Here is a 19,109-nt window from a genome sequence, read left to right on the forward strand (position 1 = left end):
ACGGGGTAGACCTGCGCAAGACCGTTTCAAAGTCGTGCCGATTTGGGAATATCCAAAGTTGTCAGTGCAAGGCCATTCCCAAACGCCCGTGTCAATGCATACGGTCCGCGTCATGACCGCATATTCCGGGCTCTCGCAACTCCTCGAAGACACCGCCCGTACCAGCGTCGACGACCACCAGCCTGGCCTCGATGGACTCGCACTCGATCAGCGGAAGGTGAGCCGTGTCCAGAAAGCCCTGAGCTCCGTCGACCGCTACCTGTTCGCCCACACACGGCTGACCGAACTGATCCACGACTACGTGCGCGCCTCAAACGACGACGCGACAAACTTCGACTACGCGCGCGGCGCCCTCAAGTTGCAGCGGATCATCGAGACTCCGCCGGCGCGATACCGGCGCATGGAAGATGGATTCGAGCCGATCGACTAGGGCGACGCCCGGTTCGGTCCGCACTGCCGTCTCAGTGGCCACATGACGCAAGTCCCCGCGCACAGAACTGGAGGTGTCGGCCGTCCAGCGTACGGTGAAGTCGTTTCAGAGCCTGGGCCCAACCGGCCGTGAACGGCGTCCGTGCACCGGAGCGGTGACAAGAAGTTGGCCCGACCTACGGAGGCACGTGCATGAACGTCGAACGGCTTCACCTCATCGCCCGGGAACTCCACAACGACCTCGAACGGGCGGCGCTGGTGCAACACCTCAGCTCGCTCGCTGAGGCACTTCAGAATCTAGCTAGCCAGCCAGGCGAGTCCACCTATCAGCAGCAAGTGACAACCGCGCGCGAAGCCGTCCAAGCAGCGGTGGCGTCGTCGGGCGTCGACGACTGGCCAGCAGCTTGGCGAGCGACCCTTGAGGACCTCGGTGTGGACGACCTCGTCGGCTCCAACCTGGCTCTGCGGGTCGAAGGCGCGATCGTGTCCAACGAGATCACGCCGGCCACCGCGTCTACAGCCGTCCAAGAGCTTTCGGCCGATCTGGCCTCGGTCGACAAGTCGCTCACCGAGATGCTCGCTGTCTTCGACCGCTTCAGCATCGCTGCCGAGGAACTTGAGATCGGAGAGGCCGAGGTCGCGGTGACCATCCCGCGCGGCGAGGTCAGCGAGCGACTCGTTGACCTGGGTCGCGAGTTTGAGGAGCTCAACAAGATCCTCGGTGTCTTCGTCGAGATCGAGACCGGTGGCCGTGAGCCAATGCGGGTACGCACGATCGCGTCGTCGGACTACGGCGTCTACCTCGAAACTGCGGTGCACGTCGGTGCGTTCATCGCCGTTTCCATCGAGCGGCTCCTTGCCGGCTACAAGACCCTCCTCGAGATCAGAACTCTGCGACAGGGCCTGGCCGACCAAGGTCTGGAAGATCAGCTCGGACCCATAGACGAGCGGGTCAACACGTTGATGGACGAGAAGATCCGCGAATACGTCGACGAGGTGGTCGCGGAGCGGTTTGCGGACGACGACCGTTCAGGTCGCGGTTACGAGCTCGAGATCGAGCTGCTGCGTTCGCTGAGGATGATGGCCAACCGAATCGACCACGGCTTCAACTTCGATGTTCGGGCCCCAGAACCGGACCCCGAGACCGACGAGTCTGACGTCGATGCAGACGTTCAAGCTGCCACGCAGCGCATCGTCGCGGCCTCGCCCAACTTGAAGTACATCAACAGAACCGGCCAGGCGATCCTCAGTTTGCCTGAGGGCAGAGACCCCACGGGCTCCTCGGAGGACGAGAGTGCTTAGTCACGTTGACGAAGTTGGGTGTCAGGCGCGTGCCCGCCACGTCAAGACATGAGCGGCCGCTACGCGGGCGGAAAGACGCAGTACGGAGGCAACCAGAACCTCTATGTTCCTCGGGCACTACCTTCGTCAAACACATCGACGGCATCGAGGGCGGCTCTGAAGCGGAGCTGCCAGTCAAGAAGCCAATCGATCATCGCCGGCCATTGGTCTTCATCCGAGACGTCCTTGAATTCCTCGGAGACGACAACAACACGAGCAGCCTTGCGTTCAGGCATGGCGTCCCAGATGGGCGCGGCTCCTAGCGCGGACTCGAACTCCGCTTTTCGCGCCCGCAACAGCTCGAACCGAGTGGCATTCGCGGCTGCGTCGCGGTCCTCGAAGTAGAGCTGCATGACGAGTCCGTCCCGCCGAAAGGCCATCGAGAGTACCGCCCCGGGGATGCCCGAGATCGTGTTGACCCAGCTCTGGTCGGAGGTGCGTCCGCGGGTCCAGCTCGGATGTTCGGATCGAATCCGGTCAAGCAGCAGTTCCCAGAAGCGTCGGTATGTAGCGGTGCGCGTGGAGACCTCACCCGCAGCGGCCGTGGTCTTCCGTACGGACTTCTCCCAATCGTTCGGCTGAGCCACAAGTCTGAACGCAGGAGCTGGCTCGGATTCGCCAATTCTGACTACTTCGATCTGCACCCCGAAGAAGCGGGTGTGGTCGTCAGTCCGTTCGTTCAGCCAGTCGAGTGCCGCGCGATGTTCGGGTCGAAAGCCGGTCGCGATCCAAACGATCGTGGTCGGGTCCGTACCCGCGGCGTAGGTGAGTATCTGGCCGAGATGGGTGTGATCGGAGATCTCGAGCTGGTTCTCGACGATGACGACATCGCTTGTGGCCTGGTCGTAGCCGATGAGGTCGAGGCTGAAGTCGCCCACCGGGTGCTCAGCCCGTTCAAGGACGAGATCCATCCCGAGAAGATCGGACAAGACATCAACGTTCGCGAGCAACCACGGCGTGAAGTCGAGGGCCTCATGAGGCCATACGTCTCGAGGTCGGACGACCTGGAGACGACCAAGCGAAGGAACGACTGTCATGGACGCGACAATCTCACGAACCGTTGACACGCGGAGCGGTCCGCGTGATCGCTCGCCGCAGCGGAAGGACGCATCGGAACGAGGCTCTGTCGTCAGCCGATGAGTTCCGCCGGTACCGGCTGCGCGGTCCATTCATTGTCTCGCCATACGATTACGCGTCTGCCGAACTCCGTGCCCAGCCATAGTCCGTCGAGCGCAGCCGGCACTGGCGGTGGTGCTGACGGAAGCGCGTCGCCTCGGCCAATCCCATCCAACAGCGGAAACGGGAGGCCTCCGATGGTGATCCAGATGAACATGTGACGTTCGTCGGCATCGACGGCAAGCAGTTTCCGCAGCCGACTTTGAATGGACGGACTGGCAAAGATGTCGGCCAGCGAATCGCGCAGGGTGTCCAGTGTTTCGTCGGCAAATCCGCCGTCACCTGCAGCGAGCACGAAAACTCGGGGTGGGAGGTCGGACTCAACAGATGCGTGCATCCGGACCTTGGCCTTCCTGAGCCAGATCACCTCGTCGGGAGCTTCGCGATGGCGCTGCAGGACTGACGAGCGCATGCCTTGTTGCTCAAACCACCGTTGCGCAACGCCATATCGCGACTCCACATCCCGGAGCTTCACACCCGGCGGGATGGTGATGTACCAAGTCCATCGCCCTACCGCTGGGAGACGATGGCGGATCTTCGCCAGCGCGGAGTCAAGGCTGAGGCGATCAGCGCTCCTGACGGAGGTCACCTCGAGGGCGCCGCAACGGCGATCGGAGAGGTGCAGAAAGGCATCCACAACGGCTTGTCGTCCGCCGCGGTCGTGGTGCTCGACCCTGGCGCCAAGGATCGACTCGACCACGGCATACGCCACAGCCTCGTCGGGACTCGGATCGTCAGCGCTCACCTCCGAAGTGAAACAGAGGGCGACCTCCTCACACCGCTGGACTGCGGACATCACTTCGCGGGCTTTGAGCAGCGCGCTGTCCGGACTCGCGGCGCGATCCCGTCCGTCGGCACCTCGTCGACTTTCGCGGCGGAGACGCCGGCACGCGGCGGTGTGAGGCAAATGCTGTCGCTCTCGAACGACGCCGGGGACGATAGCCGTGCAGCGGCTCGACCGGTCGCGTCAGTGCACCGGCGGTCGAGGTCGAAACGACGCGATCGTTGGCATCCGGCAAGTCTTCGGGCCGGCAGGGACGACGTCCGATGCGTCGCCGCGACGGCGAGATCAGGCGGTCTTCCGGCGCTCGACGGTCCCACCCCGAAGGCGATCGGCTCTCGGGCGGGGAGGCGCTCACCGCGCTGCGCCGAACGTGGCGTCAGTCGCCGAGTAGAGGGCTCAGCCTGGACAGGAGCAGATTCACCTGCTGCTCCATCATCCCAGCGCGTTCCCGGCTCAGGTCTTCGTGCTCGCCGTGCGCGGCGGCATTGCGCAGGCCCGCCATGGCGTCGATGTCCTTCTTGTCCTGCTTCGTGATGAGGTCGGCGGACCGCAGCGCGGTGGAGTAGGCGTTGATGTTTCCGGCTCCCGTGACCGTCAGACCGGCTTCCTCAACTGCCCCGCGAAGCGCGACTTTTAAGGCCGCCCCCGCAAGCACCATGGGGGCCGCGGGCGTGACGGTCCTGTCCTCGTTGAGCACCCGCACCTGCTCCATGAGGTCTGTGCCGACGACGGCGCGGATGGCCAGGGCTTGGTCGCCGACGATCGACGTGAAGCCTTCCTCTACAGAATCAGCTCACGCATCCAGAACGTCTCCTATCTGGTAAGCACCGTTCGCGGGTGAGTCATGCGATTCGTTCTCGTCGTACACGCCCTGGGCCCGCTTCAACCACTGTGATTCGTCGCCCGCGTACACGCGCAAGAAATCCAGTGCCGCGGTCGCTCGGGCCCTGATCTTCCCGATGTCCTTGCCGTCGCTGGGAAGCCAGTACTCCCCGAACCCGGTGTCGGGCTGGTGCCGCATGTCTCGCCGCACCTCTTCGGCGTAGCGACGCGCCCGGGTCGCCAACTCTTCGACTGACTTCACGCCCCAGACCCTATGACCTCGGCCGAGACCCGGCATGCCATCCGGGAGCTGATGTTCGGCCTGCACGGGAACTCTCCAGTTCGGCAGTCACACGACACCGTGCGCCCGCAAACCCAACCCCAGAAAAGCGATGCCGCGAAGTCTGCCGCGACCCAGCATCAGCAGCGGCGCGCCAACGTCTTGGCGGGTAGACCTCGCCGACGGCGCCGCTTCCGAGCACTGCACCGACCATGCGCGTTAGCGGCGGAAAACACGCAGTTTGCCTCTGGAGGATGTCTCCGTCCCCGCGTTTTGGGTGACGGCTTCGGAGAGCGATGCACTCACGAGCCTCGGCGGCACGCCTGAGTAGAGGGTGAGCATTTCCGCTCACCCTCGCACGAGGGAGGAGACCCCCGACAGAGCGCCCAAGTGGACGGTAGATGTCTATCCTGAGTCACCCGGCGCCCGTTGACGCACCTCCCGTATGACGAAGGACGAGATGAATGAGCATCTAGAGGACGAGGTCCGAGTAACCAACGAGGAGGAGGAACTTTTTGCCGAAACCGAAGACGACCTCGGTGACCTTTCCGCTGACGACACCTTCGATGCCATGGTGGTGTCCACCGACTGGACGACAGAGACACTGCTAAGTCAGATAGTTCGCGGCAACCTTGAACTGGATCCGATCTTTCAACGCCGAGACGCTTGGGATCGTCGCAAGAAGAGCCGGTTCATTGAATCTTTGATCGTCGGCCTTCCGGTCCCCCAGGTCGTACTCGCAGAGCGGAAAGGCCGCCGCGGGGAGTTCCTGGTCCTCGACGGGAAGCAGCGCCTCCTCAGTATCGAGCAGTTCGCGCGTGGAGACTTCAAACTAAGCGGCCTCGACCTTCGCGGCGACCTGAACCGCGCGTCATACGAAAGTCTCCCGGAGAGCGACCGACTCGCCCTGGACACGCAGACCATTCGAACCATGGTTGTGCGGAATTGGAAGCGAGAAGAGTTTCTATACCTGGTCTTCCTTCGTCTCAACACCGCCAATGTCCCCCTCAGCCCTCAGGAGCTTCGCCAAGCGCTCCATCCAGGGAAGTTTGTCGCCTTCGTCAACGACTACACCGCTGACAACACCGATTTCGCCTCACTCCTTCGGCGCGATGGTCGTCCCGACTTCAGAATGCGCGATGTGGAGTTGTTGGTGCGCTTCTTCGCGTTCGCTCGCTTTCTCCCGACGTACACGGGCAATTTGAAGGACTTGTTCGACTACACGTGTCAATCCTTGAATGGCGAAATGGAGCGAGACGCGTCGGCCGTCCACCAAGAAGCGGAGGACTGCCTGGCGGGTCTCCGTGCGATTCGGACCATTTTCGGGAGCGACGCCTTCCGTCGTTGGAACGTTGATCAGTACGAGCGCCCTTTCAACCGGGCCGTGTTTGACACCCTGATGTTCTACGCCCGAAACGAAACAGTGCGAGAAGCGATGTTGGCTGTCGCCGACGAGGTTGTCGAAGCCTTCAAGAGGGCGTGTGAAGACCCGCAGTTCCGAGAGTCAGTCACGACGACGACGAAGAGCACCGACTCCATCTACGACCGGCTGTCGATTTGGGGAGCAATGCTTGCGGTGGTCGTCGGGTCGCAGGCGCAGCTCTCCATCCCTACTCGTGGCGCGGATGGCCGCATTGCCTACAGCTAGATACAACCTCCTCGACCGGCGAGCCAAACAGTTGCGCGACCGATTTTTGCCTCCCGCTAAGGCCCGATATTCAGCCACAGAGTACGACTTGGTGCGCGGCTTCATCCTGCTTGTGCATGCCGAAGTGGAGACCTATGTCGAAGATATGGTCGGCAGCGTGCTTGACGCCGCCAAGAATCGCTGGGTCAATAGACAGGCGTTGGGGCGCTGTGTGACCACGTTAATGATGTACAACGACAAGCAACTGATCCCGCCTCCGTCGTTGGGGAAGCAAAACCCCAATGAAACCTTGGATGCAACTATCAAGAGCGTCATCAAGAAGCACGGCGACTATGTCACCAAGGACAATCACGGGGTCAAGCAGAAGAATCTGCTTCGACTGCTACTTCCTATCGGCGTGACGGACAATGACCTCGATCCCATCTGGCTTGGAGACATGGACACATTTGGCTCTCTTCGGGGCGTCGTGGCGCACAACTCGGCTAGGCGTGTTCAGACGCCCCCGGACCCTGGAATCTCACTGAAGACGGTAAACGATGTCCTTGCGGGACTTCAGCAACTAGAACCGCTACTCGTCTCACTCCGGCGCAAGTAGGTAGTCGTCGTTTCAGTCGGGATCTCTAGCGCTCTGGATCCGGGGCCGATCCCGTGCCGACCGTTGCGCGCCACGTCCGCGAGGTCTTTCGATCTGCACTACCTCGGTATGGCGCTCGTCTAGCGCGTTGAAGCGTGCGTGAGCGCCACACCGGAGGGTCCAAGCACGTCTAACTGGGCGGAGTGACGCGCCGTGTAGCGTCCGACTCTCGGCTGCTTGATCCGTGCGCAACTGCCCGCCGCCGCTTGGCCCGGATCGGCAGCGCACGGCCTGTCCACAGACCCTTCACTGGAGAGCCGATGACTGTCGGCGGCGAGTGTTTGAGTGGTCGCATGGTGACGGAGTTCGACCTCTCGGGTGACGTGGTGGTGACCGACCACGTCGACGATGCCGAGTTCCTCGGGCTGGTCGGGGACTCCGAGCTCCAGTCCCGTGAGGCCGACCGCCGCAAGCTGCGGTTCGCCCGGGAGTGGGCGCTGCGGAAGCAGGTCAGCGATGTGCTCAAGGCCGCCCACTGGTGCGACGGCGATATCAAGGACATCGAGGAGACCATCGGCGGCGAAGGCACACCCCTGGTCGCGGCCGGCTGCGTCGAGCCGTTCGCCGTGGCGCTCGGGGTGAGCACCAGCACGGCGCTGCAGCTGCTGTCCGACGCCCTCGACCTCTACTACCGGCTCCCCCGTCTGTGGGCACTGATGGAGGCGCTCGACCTCGCACCGTGGCGGGCCCGTCGGATCGCGAAGGCCACCCACGGCCTCTCGCCGAAGGCCGCGGCGTACGTCGAGGCACAGGTGCTCGAGATCGCCGACTCTTGCGGTCCGGTCAAGCTCGAGCGGATCGTCAACGACGCCGCCGCGAGGTTCGACCCGGTCGAGCGGGCCGAGGTTGAGGACGCCGCCAAGGCGTCTTGGGGTGTCCGGGTCGACGACTACACCATCGACGGCTGGGTCGGCACCAGCCGGATGGAGCTGATCGGCGACACCCCCACCCTGCACCGCTTCAGGGACCTGCTGTCCAAAGGCGCCCACGACCAGCTCGACCCCTCGCGTCCCGCCGAGGAGCAGCCCAGCCTCGAGCACCGCAAGATCGCGGCGCTCAACTCGCTGATCTCCGCCACGACCACCGGTGTCCCGACCACGGCCTACCTGCACTTCGACCTGGCCGACCTCCCCGACAAGCTGGCCGTCGGCGCGGTCGAGCGGCTCGGGCCGTTGACCATCAGGACCATCAAGGAGTGGCTCGGCACCAGCCGGTTCACCCTGCAGCCCGTCCTCCGGATGGACCGCACCGATGCCGTCGACCAACACGACCCGCCCGCGTGGATGCGCGAGACGGTCGTCCTTCGCGACCCCGAGTGTGTGTTCCCTTGGTGCACCAAGGGCTCCCGCGGCTGCGACCTCGACCACATCGAGGCCTACGTGGAGATGGACGATGGCGGACCCCCGGGCCAGACCCGACCCGACAACCTCGCACCCTTGTGCCGGCGACATCACCGGGCCAAGACCTTCCGCGGCTGGAGCTACACGCGCGACCCCGACGGCTCCTACAGCTGGACCAGCCCGCATGGACGACGATTCGTGGTGGACGGTGACCGCGTCACCAGGCTCTGACTGCTCGGACGACCGCGTCCGTGCCCGCCAACCCGTGCGAGCGCGTCCGCTCCTCGGCGACGAGGACCTCCCACTCCGGGGCAGTCAGCACGGCCGTCGCCGCTGGGACCGTCACCTGCTGCTGTCCGGGCGCGTCGACGTGGCCGACCAGCAGCAGGGTCCCGCCGGGTGCGACGGCCGAGCCGAGCCGGCCGACCATCTCTTCGACCGCCCCGTCGACGTGGACATAGAGGCACACGACCAGTTCGTACGCCGCTGGATCGGGCTCCCAGACGCCGAGGTCGCCCTGCACCCAGTCGATGCGCTCCGCGACTCCGTCACCCAGCGATGCCGCAGTGGCTCGACCGGCCTCCAGGGCGGCATCGGCGAAGTCGACCGCGGTGACCCGCCACCCGTGCCCGGCCAGCCAGAGCGTCTCGGCGCCGTGGCCACAACCGGCGTCGAGCGCCCGACCCGGGGGCGACGACGACGCCACCGCCACCAGCTCGGCGTTGGCCGGGCGTGCCGCGATCGCGTCGGCGTGGCTGCGCAGGACCTCCGCCCAGCGCCGTTCCCAGGAGTCCCGGTCGAAGGCGTCGCTCACCTGGCGAGCAAAGCACGCTTCACCTGGACCGATCCCCGCAGGGGCAGCGTCCGCGAGTCGGAGCCCACCCAGATCCGGTAGCGGCCCTCCTCGATCACCCACTGGTCCTGCTTGGTGCTCCAGTGGGCGAACGCCCGCGGCGAGAGCCTGATGGTGATGCGCTTGGAGGCCCCGGCCGCGAGCCGGACCTTGCGGAAGCCCTTGAGCTGGCGCTTCGGCTCGCCGGTGTCCTTCGGAAACCCGACGTAGACCTGCGGGACCGCGGCGCCGGCGCGCTGGCCGGTGTTCTTGACGACGAGGGAGACCTTGACGGTGCGGCCTCTCGGGCTGACCTTGAGGCCGCGGTAGGAGAACGTCGTGTAGCCCAGGCCGTAGCCGAACGGGAAGAGCGGCGTACGCCGCGCGGCGTCGTAGGCGCGGTAGCCGACTAGAAGACCGTCGGCGTAGCGCGCGACGCCGCCGACCCCGGGGTAGTGCGCGGCCGGGAACGACGCCTGCTTCTCGTCGACGGGGAACGTCTGCGGCAGCCGGCCGCCAGGCTCGGCCACGCCGTAGAGGACGTCGGCCAGCGCGTTGCCGTGCTGGAGCCCGGCGAACCACGGCACCAGGACGGCACCGGCCTGGTCGAGCCAGGGCATCTTCACGGGCGCGCCGATGTCGAGCACGACGACCGAGCTCGGGTTGGCAGCGGTGACCGCCGCGATCAGGTCGGTCTGGTCGATCGGGAGGTTCTGGCAGAAGATCGTGGCGCAGATGCCGGGGTGCAGCCCGAGGTCGGGACGGTCGGCGCCCTCGGACGAGCCGTCGTTGGCCACCACGACCGCGACGTCCGCCGCGGCCGCCGCGGCCACGGCGTCGGCCTGGCTCGATCCGTCGACGTAGACGACCCGGTCTCCGTTGGCCTGGGCCTGGTTGGTGATCCCCTCGAGCGGGCTGATCACCCGTCCGGGCAGACCGGTGCGCGAAGAACCGCCACCCGAGTAGGAGTGCATGGCGCCGATCGGCCCCGCCGCCCAGCCGATCACCGCGATGGTGCGGCCCCCGGGCACCGTCGCGAGCGGGAGCAGGCCGGAGCGGTTCTTGAGCATGACCGTCGCTTCGGCGGCCGCGCGGCGGGCGATCGCCTGGTGCGGGGCGCTGACGTCGGCGGTGAAGCCGACCGCGTTCTGGTTGGTGCGCTTGTCGAAGAGGCCGTGCCTGAACATGGTCCGCAGGATGTTGCCGACCATCTCGTCGAGGCGGGCCTTCGACAGCGAACCGTCCGCCATCGCCGCCTTGAGCTGGCCGGCGTCGAAGAACCGGCCGCCCGTACCGGTGACCGGGGTCGCCGGGGCGGGCATTGCGTAGGCGTGCATCTCGAGGTCGAGGCCGGCGTTGGCCGACGGGGCGGTCGAATGCACGGCGCCCCAGTCGGAGACGACGAAGCCGTCGAAGCCCCAGTCCTCGCGCAGGTAGTCCGTGAGGAGGGTCGGGTTCTCGCAGGCGTACTTGGTGTTGACCTTGTTGTAGGCACACATCACCGAGCCGACGTCGGCCTTCTTGACCGAGGCTTCGAACGCCGGCAGGTAGATCTCGCGCATCACCCGCTCGGTCGCCCGGGCGTCGACGGTCATCCGGTCGACCTCCTGGTTGTTGAGCGCGTAGTGCTTGGCGTCCGCGATCACCGGGTTGTCCTGGATGCCGCGGATGACCGAGACGGCGGTCCGCGAGGCGAGGTAGGGGTCCTCGCCGAAATACTCGAAGTTGCGGCCGTTGTAGGGCGTCCGCGCGATGTTCATGCCGGGCGCTAGCATCACGTTGATGCCCTTGGCGTGGGCCTCGGCCCCGATGGTGCGGCCGATCGTGCGCTGCAGCTTCGGGTCCCAGGTCGAGGCCTGCGCGATGCCGGACGGGAACGTCGTCGTGCCGTACTGCATCCCCGCCACCCCGGACCCGGCGTCGCTGAGCACGAGCTCGGGGATGCACAGCTCCTCGATCCCGGTGATGTGCCCCGCAGTGCCGTAGTAGAGGAACCACGGCGGGTCGCTGAACGTGACCATGTGGAGCTTCTGGTCCAGGCTCATCGCCCCGACCAGCGCCTTGCTGCGCTGCTCCGGCGACTTCGACTTGTCCATCCAAGCCGCGCACGGGTCGGCGGCCGCGTTGGCCGCCGGACTCGAGGGCAGGGCCGTCGCCGTGGCTGCGGTCAGCGCGACGGCGAGAATGGCGCTAGCGGTTCGGGCGGTACGACGCATGCCCGACCAACGCGACCGCGGCGGCGCAGGTTACGCCGGTGTGACGCGCTCGCTACTGCGCATCGGCGGCCGCGCAGACGGCGTCGGAGTAGTCGAAGTCCTCGTGCTGCTCGCGCAGGATCGGCCCGGCCCGGTGCCGGCCCAGGTTCCACTCCAACCAGTCGTCGGTGTCCTCGCCGGTGCCGTGACCCATCAGCGCGCACTCGACGACCTCATCGGGCAGCTCGGCCAGCACCGGCACGGCGTCCTCCGAGAGGAAGCCCTGGAGGTACTCCCAGTCGACCTTGCCTGTCTCGGCGTAGCGGTCCAGGTTGCGCTCGGCGATCCACGCGTCCGGGTTGAGGAGCGCCAGCCCGAGGAGTGCCGCGGCTCCGCTCAGCACGGCAGCGCGCGGCAACCAGGCCCCGCGCAGCGTGATGCCGGCGACCATGACTCCGAGCACCACCAACCCGAGCCAGCCCTCGAACACGTCGACCAGCAGCCGCAGCTGGGTGAAGCCGTAGGCCTCCTGGTAGACGTGCATCCGGTAGAGCGCCGAGGCCACCACGACCAGGGTGAGGGCACAGAGCATGCCCAGCGAGCCACGGATCCAGAGCAGGTCCGACGGCGTCTCGCGCGGCGCTTTCCGGGCCGCCGCCCACACCACGAGCAGGGTGAGCCCCGTGGCCACGGTGAGCTGCCCGAAGCCCTGGTGGACGTAGTCGGCGTAGGTCAGACCGGTGGTGCGCTCGAGGTAGTCGTGGCCGCCGAAGAAGACGGTGGCCTGTGCCCCGATGAAGACGAGGAACACCGCGTCGACGAGCAGCACCGGGACCAGCCACTCGTAGCGCTGGGCGACCGGCCGCGCGGCCGAGCCGTTCGTCGGCTCGACCCGCGGTGGGTTGATGCCGACGTACGCCGCGGCGAGCACGACCCCGGCGACGAACGCCGCCAGGAAGGCGCGCAGCACGATCGAGCCCAGCTCGACGTCGGGCACCAGCCGGTCCGCCCACTCGGCGAAGAGGGCGTCGGCCGAGGCGAAGAGCAGTCCGAACACCGCGACCGCCACGAGGGACAGCAGCGCCGTGCGCAGCACAGCACCTCGCCTGCCCGACCCGGTCACCGGCGTGAGCGACCGGCCCAACCACGGCAGCCCGCGCAGGGCGGCGAGCGGCCAGGCGATGCCGGCGAGCAGGAAGCCCTGGAGGGTGCGACCCTCGACCAGCCCGATCACGAACATCGCGGCCGCGGCGAGTACGCAGAGGAAGACGATCCACTCGGCGTCGCGCAGCAGCAGCGTGCCGGCCAGCAGCACGCCGAGGCCGGAGCAGGCGAGGGTGAACGCCGAGCGACGGTGCACGGCTACCGCGAGCACGGCCAACCCACAGGCCATCAGGACCAGGAAGGTGCCGAGCCCGTGGTCACGGAACGGCAGCACGACGCCCGCGAGCACCCCGGCTGCGAGCGCGCCGAGCAGTGCCCGCGGGCTGCCGGGCAGGGCGCGTTCGGGCCAGAAGGCACCGAACAGCGCGTCCATCGAGTCGCTCGGACGCGCCACCGGCGACGACGTGACGGCCGCCGGTGTAGGCGTGGGTGTCGGCGTCGGAGTCGGCGGAGTGGGGACGGTCATCGCGGGCTCCTCGGTGTCGTGGGGAAGGTCGACCCGCACCCGGGCACCGGTGTGGCCTGGGTCGGGGTCGAGGAAGCGGATGGCGCCTCGGTGCAGGTCGGTCACCCAGCGGGCGATGGCCAGCCCCAGGCCGGTGCCACCGCCGGCCTGGTCATGGGCATCGAGCGTGCCGAAGCGCTCGAAGACGCGGTCACGGTCGGCGGCCGGGATGCCCGGCCCGTCGTCGGTGACCTCGAGTCGCCAGCCGCCCTGATGCCCGCTCGGCCTGTCGGTCGCGGTGACGACGACGGTGCCGCCGGCGGGGCTGTGCCGCGAGGCGTTGTCCAGCAGGTTGGCGACCAGCTGGTGCAGGCGCTGGGGGTCCGCGTCGACGCTCAGGCCCTCCGGGTCGACGCGGACGTCGTACGTGACGTCGCGGCCGGTCGCCCGCGCCTCGGCGACCGCGCGCTGCAGGAGATCGGGCACGGAGACCCGCGACGTCGAGAGCGTCACCGCGCCGGCGTCCACGCGCGCCAGGTCCAACAGGTCGGAGACCAGGGCCGACAGCCGCTCGGCCTGGTCGAGGGCGGTGCTCAGGGCGACGGGGTCCGGTCCGCCGACGCCGTCGACCAGGTTCTCGAGGACCGCGCAGAGCGCGGCGAGCGGTGTGCGGAGCTCGTGGCTGACGCTCGCGATCAGCTCACGGCGCTGCCGGTCGACAGCCTGGAGGTCCTCGGCCATCCGGTTGAAGGCGCGCGCGAGCTCGCCGACCTCGTCGTTGGAGGTCGCCGTCACCCGGCCGGAGTAGTCGCCGCGGGCCATCCGGCGGGCGGCCTTGGTCATCTCGCGCAGGGGTGAGGTCATGCCGACCGCCAGGAGCTGTGTGACCCCGAGGGCCAGGGCCACCGTGACCGGGATGCTCAGCCAGAGGGGGACGTCGCTGACCGAGCCCAGCGAGCCGACCAGCGTGGCGACGAGGACGCTGACGGCGACCAGTACGCCGAGCTTGACCTTCACCGACGCGATCAGGTCGAGCGGACCGCTAGCCACCGGCGATCTCCAGCGCGTAGCCGACGCCGTGCACGGTCCGGACCCGGTCGGCGCCGATCTTGGCCCGCAGGGCCTTGACGTGGCTGTCGACGGTGCGGGTGCCGGACGCCCCTGACCACCCCCACACCTCGCGGTAGAGCTGGTCGCGGGTGAGCACCGTCCCCGGAGCGCCGGCCAGGCAGAGGAGGAGGTCGAACTCGGTGGGAGTCAGGTGCACCTCGTCGTCGCCGACCCAGACCTTCCGTGCTCCCGGATCGACCCGGATGTCCCCCAGGTCGGTCGTGGCCCGCGCGGCGAGCTCGGCGGCCCGTTCGACCCGACGCAGCAAGGCGGCCACCCGGGCGACCAGCTCCCGCATCCGGAACGGCTTGGTCAGGTAGTCGTCGGCGCCGACGCCAAGCCCCACGAGGATGTCCGCCTCGTCGTCGCGGGCGGTGAGCATGAGGACCGGGACCGGCCGCTGTGCCTGGATGCGCCGGCACACCTCGTGTCCGTCGAACCCGGGCAGCATCACGTCCAGGAGGACCAGGTCGGGCGAGCTGGCGACGAACCGCGCGACGGCGTCCGGCCCGTCATAGGCCTGGACGACGTCGTAGCCCTCGCCGCTCAGCCGGTCGGTGACCGCCTGGTTGATGACCCGGTCGTCCTCGACGACCAGGATCCGCGACATCGGAGGGGGCACACGACAACCGTAGGAGCGAGCAGGGTCAGAAGACCGGGACGACTCGTGAAGGTTGTGTGCAGGTCTACTGCGGCTACTTCTTCCGCAGCAGCCGTTCGACGCCGTTTGTCAGCGCGACCACGAAGAAGCCCTTGTTGGCGTCGGTGAACCAGACCGCTCCGCGCGCCGGGTCCCAGGCCGGGGCGGACATCGCGAAGGCGCCGAGGGCAGTCGGGTTCTGGGAGTCCGCGCCCGGCATCGTCGGGTCGTTGAAGTAGGCCACTTCGCGCGGGTTCTGGGGATCCCGGATGTCGAAGAGCCGCAGGCCGGACAGGATCATCGAGCAGCCGACGATCCTGGGGTTCCTGGTCCGCGGCAGCGAGCAGTAGTGGCCGGCGTACCCCTGGACGGGGATGAGCGCGCCGGGGTCGAGCTGCTGGTCACCGGCGCGGGCGCCGGGCTGGTGCACGGCGAGCCGCAGGTGGGAGACGACCTTCGGGTGGGCCGGGTCCTCGACGTCGATGATCCGGGCCGCACCCACCGGCGCCGATGCCTGGGTCGGTCCGCCGTCGAGGCCGAAGTCGACGAACTCGTCGACCTCGAGAAGATAGTCACGGCCCTTCTTGGTGAACGGCTCGGCCACCTGTGGCAGCGACCCCTCCGGCCAGTCGAGGTCGGCGACCACCTTGACCTTGGGATCCGGCTTGCGGTCCTGGATCTGGGACACGTCGAGGATGCGCAGCCCGCCGGACGACAGCCGCACGCCGCTCGGGTTGCCGATGTTGGCGACGTACATCGTCCGACCGTCCGGGGAGAGGCGCAGGCCGTGGTAGTTGACCCCGGACTGAAAGAACACCCGCTTGGGCTTGCGCGGGTCCGACACGTCGACCGCGGCCAGGGTCTGGCCACCGGTGCTGGAGGCATAGAAGGTCCGGCCGTCCGGGGCGAACCCGCTCTCGTGGCCGAGCACCGCGGTGTTGGTGGAAGACAGCAGCTTGGGCTTGCGGCAGTTGGTGCGGACGTCGTAGATGTCGAGGACGCCCACGTTTGTGAACGGGTTGCCGAGGACCGCGGCCAACAGGCCGCGCCGCTCGTTGAGCACCAGGGACTCGTGGGGGCTGAGCATCGCCGGTGAGCTCAGGGTCGCGACCTTGCGAGGCTGCTTGGGATCGTCCATGTCGAGCACGACGACCCCCAGCCCCTCGGCGGCGTTGTAGAGGACGTCCTTGGGGAACAGCAGCGTCGAGTCGTAGAACGCACAGGTGTGGCCGGCGGCGTCCTGGTAGCGCAGCACCTTGAAGCCGCCCGTCTTGCCCTGCCGGGCCAGCGGCCTGGTGTTGCACCGGTATCCCTGGGCTACCCGTCCGGAGGTGTAGTCGGAGAGCGGCACCCGCCCCTGGATGCCGGTCTCGGGGCGGGCGCCCGGCCCACACGTCGCCGGTGGAGTGGCGGCTGGGAACGCCTCACCGTCGGCGGGCGTCACGCCCGTGAGCGTCAGACCCACAACACCGACCGCGAGCGCGACCAGGACGACGAGCAGGCGTCGTAGAGCAGCAGTCCCCGTGATGACCATCACCGAAGGCTATCGAGCCTCTTCACCGTCTCCTCGAACTCCGAGACCAGTGACTCCATGACGTCGGAGACCGGGCGGACCTCGTTCATCCGGCCGACGATCTGGCCCACGGGCATCGAGATGACGTCGGGGTCGTGGGCGGCGTTGATCCGGTTGTGCGCCTCGGCGACCAGCAGGTTCTGCAGTGGCATCGGCAGCGGCTCCGGGGCACCCTCCTCGGCCCAGGCCTCGGTCCACTTGGTCTTGAGCAGCCGGGCTGGTTTGCCGGTGTAGATCCGGGTCCGCACCGTGTCGCTCGAGGTGGCGCGGGTGAACGCCGTCTCCCAGCCCCGGTTGGTGGCCAGGTTGCGGTATTCCTCGGTGCCGAGCCAGATCGAGCCGGTCCACACGCCCTGTGCGCCGAGCGCGAGCGAGGCGGCGACCTGGCGTCCCGAGCCGATGCCTCCGGCGCCGAGGACGGGTACGTCGGGGCCGACCGTGTCGACGATGTCCGGGGTCAGCACCATGCTGGCGATCTCGCCGGTGTGGCCGCCTGCCTCGTAGCCCTGCGCCACGATGATGTCGACACCGTTGGCGACGTGCGACAGCGCGTGCTTCGCGGCTCCCGCGAGCGCGGCGACCTTGATGCCGTGCTCATGGCACTTGTCGATCACGTCGACCGGCGGTGAGCCGAGCGCGTTGGCGATCAGCACGGGGCGGTGCTGCAGCGCGACGTCGAGGTGCGACCGGGCGACCGAGTGGAGCCAGCCCAGCACGCCCTCACGGCCCTCCCCCTCCGGCAGCGGCGGGACACCAAGCTTGAGCAGCGTCTCGTCGACGAACTTCTTGTGCTCCTCCGGGATGTAGGTCGACAGGTCGGCCGACGTGCCCTCGGTGGGGATCTTCATCGGCATCACGATGTCGACGCCGTAGGGCTTGCCGTCGGTGTTGTCGTCGAGCCAGCTCAGGGTCTTCTCGAGCTCGTCGGTGTCGTTGAACCGCACGCAGCCGAGCACGCCGAGCCCCCCGGCGCGGGAGACCGCGGCCGCGACGTGCTCGGAGGGGGTGAACGCGAAGATCGGGTAGTCGATCCCGAACTCGTCACACAGCGGCGTGCGCAAGAGCGATCTCCTTGGCAGCGGGGTACTGCGCCTTGCCGGTGGCGTTGCGCGGCACCTCGTCCACGACGGTCAGCGAGCGCGGCAGCTTGTAGCCGGAGAGGTGGTCGCGCAGGAAGCTGCGCAGCTCGTCGAGCTCCAGCGTGGCGCCGTCGCGCAGCGAGACGACGGCGGCGACCGCCTGGCCGTACTTCTGGTCCGGGATGCCGACCACGAGGGTGTCGTAGACGGCCGGGTGGTTCTTGATCGCCATCTCCACCTCCTCGGGGTAGACCTTCTCGCCACCGGTGTTGACGCAGTTGGAGCCGCGGCCGAGCAGCGTGACCTTGCCATCGGCCTCGATCCGGGCGTTGTCGCCGGGCACGGAGAAGCGCTGGCCGTCGACCTCGAGGAACGTCTTGGCGGACTTCTCGGGGTCCTTGTAGTAGCCGACCGGCACCGAGCCGCCCCGGCCGATCCGGCCGACCGCGCCGACGTTGCTGGGGTCGATCGGCTTGTTGTCGTCGTCCAGGACCACGGTGTTGGGCCCGAGCGCGACCACCGGGCCGTCGGTGCTGATGGGGCCGTCCTTGTCCTGCATCCCCATGCCGGTGAAGCCGGTCTCGGTCGCGCCGATGGAGTCGGTGAAGACCGCGCCCGGGAAGGCATCCATCCAGCGCTTCTTGACCTGCGGGCTGAAGATCGCGGCGCTGCTGGAGATGGCGAACAGGCTCGAGCCGTCGTACGGCGTGCCCGTCGCGGCCTGGCGGTCGAACTCGTCGATGAGCGGCAGCGCCATCGCGTCACCGGTCATGAAGATGAGCTGGACCTTCTCCCGGTCGATGATCTCCCAGGTGCGCTGGGCGTCGAACTTCGGCTCGAGGATCGTCAGGTGCCCGGCAAAGAGGTGCATGAGCAGCCCCGCCTGTGCGCCGCCGTGCATGAGCGGGCTGAGCGGGAAGGTGATCATCCGCGGGTCGTTGGCCTGCTTGGACTGGTCGTACTCCTCCAGTGGCTCGCCGGTGTAGAAGTCGATGCCGCCGCCGAGCGTGCGCCAGAAGTCCTCATGGCGCCACATGACGCCCTTGGGGAACCCGGTGGTGCCACCGGTGTAGATGATGTGGATGTCGTCGGCGCTGCGCTCCTCGAAGTCGCGCTCGGCGCTCTGGCCGGCCGTCGCCTCCTCGAGGGTCACGCCGCCGAACGAGCTGATGTCGCTGGCGTCGTCCGGGGCCATGACGTCCGGCAGGGCCACGAAGGTGGTGAGACGCGGGTGCTGCGGTGCGCATTTCGCCACCAGGTCGGCGTACGAGCGCTCGAAGAGCAGCGCCACGACGTCGGCGTTGTCGAAGAGGTAGTTGAGCTCGGCCTCCACGTAGCGGTAGTTGACGTTGATGGTGACCGCGCGGAGCTTGAGGGTGGCCAGCAGCCCGACCACGTGCTCGAGGCTGTTCTTCGCGTAGAGCGCGACATGGTCGCCGGCCTTCACCCCCTGGGAGGCCAGGTAGTGGGCCAGCTTGTTGCTGTCCCGCTCCAGGTCGGCGTAGGTCGCGACCCGGTCCCCGACCTTGACGGCGAGGCTGTCCGGGGCCGCGTCGACGGCATGCTCGAAGAGATCGGCGATGTTCAGAGCCACGGCGGCAAGACTAGAACACGTTC

16 protein-coding genes are annotated in these 19,109 nt (G+C 67.6%); 5 read left to right on the forward strand and 11 right to left on the reverse strand.

Features of this window, described 5'->3' with window-relative positions:
* Positions 1 to 112 precede the first annotated feature (112 nt).
* Positions 113 to 430, forward strand: coding sequence for a hypothetical protein (locus ACYVC6_RS19605; RefSeq protein WP_460716143.1), 318 nt, complete (start codon positions 113 to 115; stop codon positions 428 to 430).
* Between the two features lie 191 nt (positions 431 to 621).
* On the forward strand, positions 622 to 1,731 hold the full coding sequence (locus ACYVC6_RS19610; protein ID WP_460716145.1) for a hypothetical protein: 1,110 nt from the start codon (positions 622 to 624) through the stop codon (positions 1,729 to 1,731).
* Positions 1,732 to 1,832: 101 nt separating this feature from the next.
* On the opposite strand, the gene ACYVC6_RS19615 is transcribed toward ACYVC6_RS19610, so the two are convergent.
* From ACYVC6_RS19615 to ACYVC6_RS19630, 4 genes are all read right to left on the reverse strand, one after another.
* Complete coding sequence (locus ACYVC6_RS19615; protein WP_460716147.1) at positions 1,833 to 2,807, reverse strand: DUF4268 domain-containing protein; 975 nt, start codon at positions 2,805 to 2,807, stop codon at positions 1,833 to 1,835.
* A 92-nt stretch (positions 2,808 to 2,899) separates the two neighbouring features.
* Positions 2,900 to 3,691, reverse strand: coding sequence for a hypothetical protein (locus ACYVC6_RS19620; protein WP_460716149.1), 792 nt, complete (start codon positions 3,689 to 3,691; stop codon positions 2,900 to 2,902).
* Between the two features lie 415 nt (positions 3,692 to 4,106).
* Positions 4,107 to 4,427 (reverse strand): hypothetical protein, encoded by a 321-nt coding sequence (locus ACYVC6_RS19625; protein WP_460716150.1) that lies wholly within the window; start codon positions 4,425 to 4,427, stop codon positions 4,107 to 4,109.
* A 96-nt stretch (positions 4,428 to 4,523) separates the two neighbouring features.
* Positions 4,524 to 4,814 (reverse strand): hypothetical protein, encoded by a 291-nt coding sequence (locus ACYVC6_RS19630; RefSeq protein ID WP_460716152.1) that lies wholly within the window; start codon positions 4,812 to 4,814, stop codon positions 4,524 to 4,526.
* Positions 4,815 to 5,277: 463 nt separating this feature from the next.
* Between ACYVC6_RS19630 and ACYVC6_RS19635 the strand changes: the two genes are divergently transcribed.
* From ACYVC6_RS19635 to ACYVC6_RS19645, 3 genes are all read left to right on the forward strand, one after another.
* Positions 5,278 to 6,480: a GmrSD restriction endonuclease domain-containing protein gene (locus tag ACYVC6_RS19635; RefSeq protein ID WP_460716153.1), complete on the forward strand. Its 1,203-nt coding sequence runs from the start codon at positions 5,278 to 5,280 to the stop codon at positions 6,478 to 6,480.
* Between the two features lie 91 nt (positions 6,481 to 6,571).
* On the forward strand, positions 6,572 to 7,075 hold the full coding sequence (locus ACYVC6_RS19640; protein WP_460716155.1) for a HEPN domain-containing protein: 504 nt from the start codon (positions 6,572 to 6,574) through the stop codon (positions 7,073 to 7,075).
* 332 nt (positions 7,076 to 7,407) lie between these two features.
* Complete coding sequence (locus ACYVC6_RS19645; protein WP_460716156.1) at positions 7,408 to 8,685, forward strand: HNH endonuclease signature motif containing protein; 1,278 nt, start codon at positions 7,408 to 7,410, stop codon at positions 8,683 to 8,685.
* Here ACYVC6_RS19645 and ACYVC6_RS19650 read toward each other — a convergent pair.
* From ACYVC6_RS19650 to ACYVC6_RS19680, 7 genes are all read right to left on the reverse strand, one after another.
* Positions 8,672 to 9,268, reverse strand: a complete 597-nt coding sequence (locus ACYVC6_RS19650; protein WP_460716157.1) for a class I SAM-dependent methyltransferase — start codon at positions 9,266 to 9,268, stop codon at positions 8,672 to 8,674. The two genes, ACYVC6_RS19645 and ACYVC6_RS19650, sit on opposite strands and share 14 nt — an antisense overlap.
* On the reverse strand, positions 9,265 to 11,502 hold the full coding sequence (locus ACYVC6_RS19655; RefSeq protein ID WP_460716158.1) for a glycoside hydrolase family 3 C-terminal domain-containing protein: 2,238 nt from the start codon (positions 11,500 to 11,502) through the stop codon (positions 9,265 to 9,267). Before ACYVC6_RS19655 ends, ACYVC6_RS19650 begins: the two co-directional genes overlap by 4 nt.
* 52 nt (positions 11,503 to 11,554) lie before the next feature.
* Complete coding sequence (locus ACYVC6_RS19660; protein ID WP_460716159.1) at positions 11,555 to 14,140, reverse strand: DUF4153 domain-containing protein; 2,586 nt, start codon at positions 14,138 to 14,140, stop codon at positions 11,555 to 11,557.
* Positions 14,133 to 14,822, reverse strand: coding sequence for a response regulator transcription factor (locus tag ACYVC6_RS19665; RefSeq protein WP_460716160.1), 690 nt, complete (start codon positions 14,820 to 14,822; stop codon positions 14,133 to 14,135). The genes ACYVC6_RS19660 and ACYVC6_RS19665 overlap by 8 nt, the downstream gene beginning before the upstream one ends.
* Positions 14,823 to 14,895: 73 nt before the next feature.
* Positions 14,896 to 16,374, reverse strand: a complete 1,479-nt coding sequence (locus ACYVC6_RS19670; protein ID WP_460716161.1) for an LVIVD repeat-containing protein — start codon at positions 16,372 to 16,374, stop codon at positions 14,896 to 14,898.
* Positions 16,374 to 17,474, reverse strand: a complete 1,101-nt coding sequence (locus tag ACYVC6_RS19675; RefSeq protein ID WP_460716162.1) for an NAD(P)H-dependent flavin oxidoreductase — start codon at positions 17,472 to 17,474, stop codon at positions 16,374 to 16,376. Before ACYVC6_RS19675 ends, ACYVC6_RS19670 begins: the two co-directional genes overlap by 1 nt.
* Positions 17,455 to 19,086 carry an acyl-CoA synthetase gene (locus ACYVC6_RS19680; protein ID WP_460716163.1) on the reverse strand — a complete coding sequence of 544 codons (1,632 nt, stop codon included), beginning with the start codon at positions 19,084 to 19,086 and terminating at the stop codon, positions 17,455 to 17,457. The genes ACYVC6_RS19675 and ACYVC6_RS19680 overlap by 20 nt, the downstream gene beginning before the upstream one ends.
* Positions 19,087 to 19,109: the final 23 nt, after the last annotated feature.

The sequence above is a fragment of the Nocardioides dilutus genome, assembly GCF_054779555.1.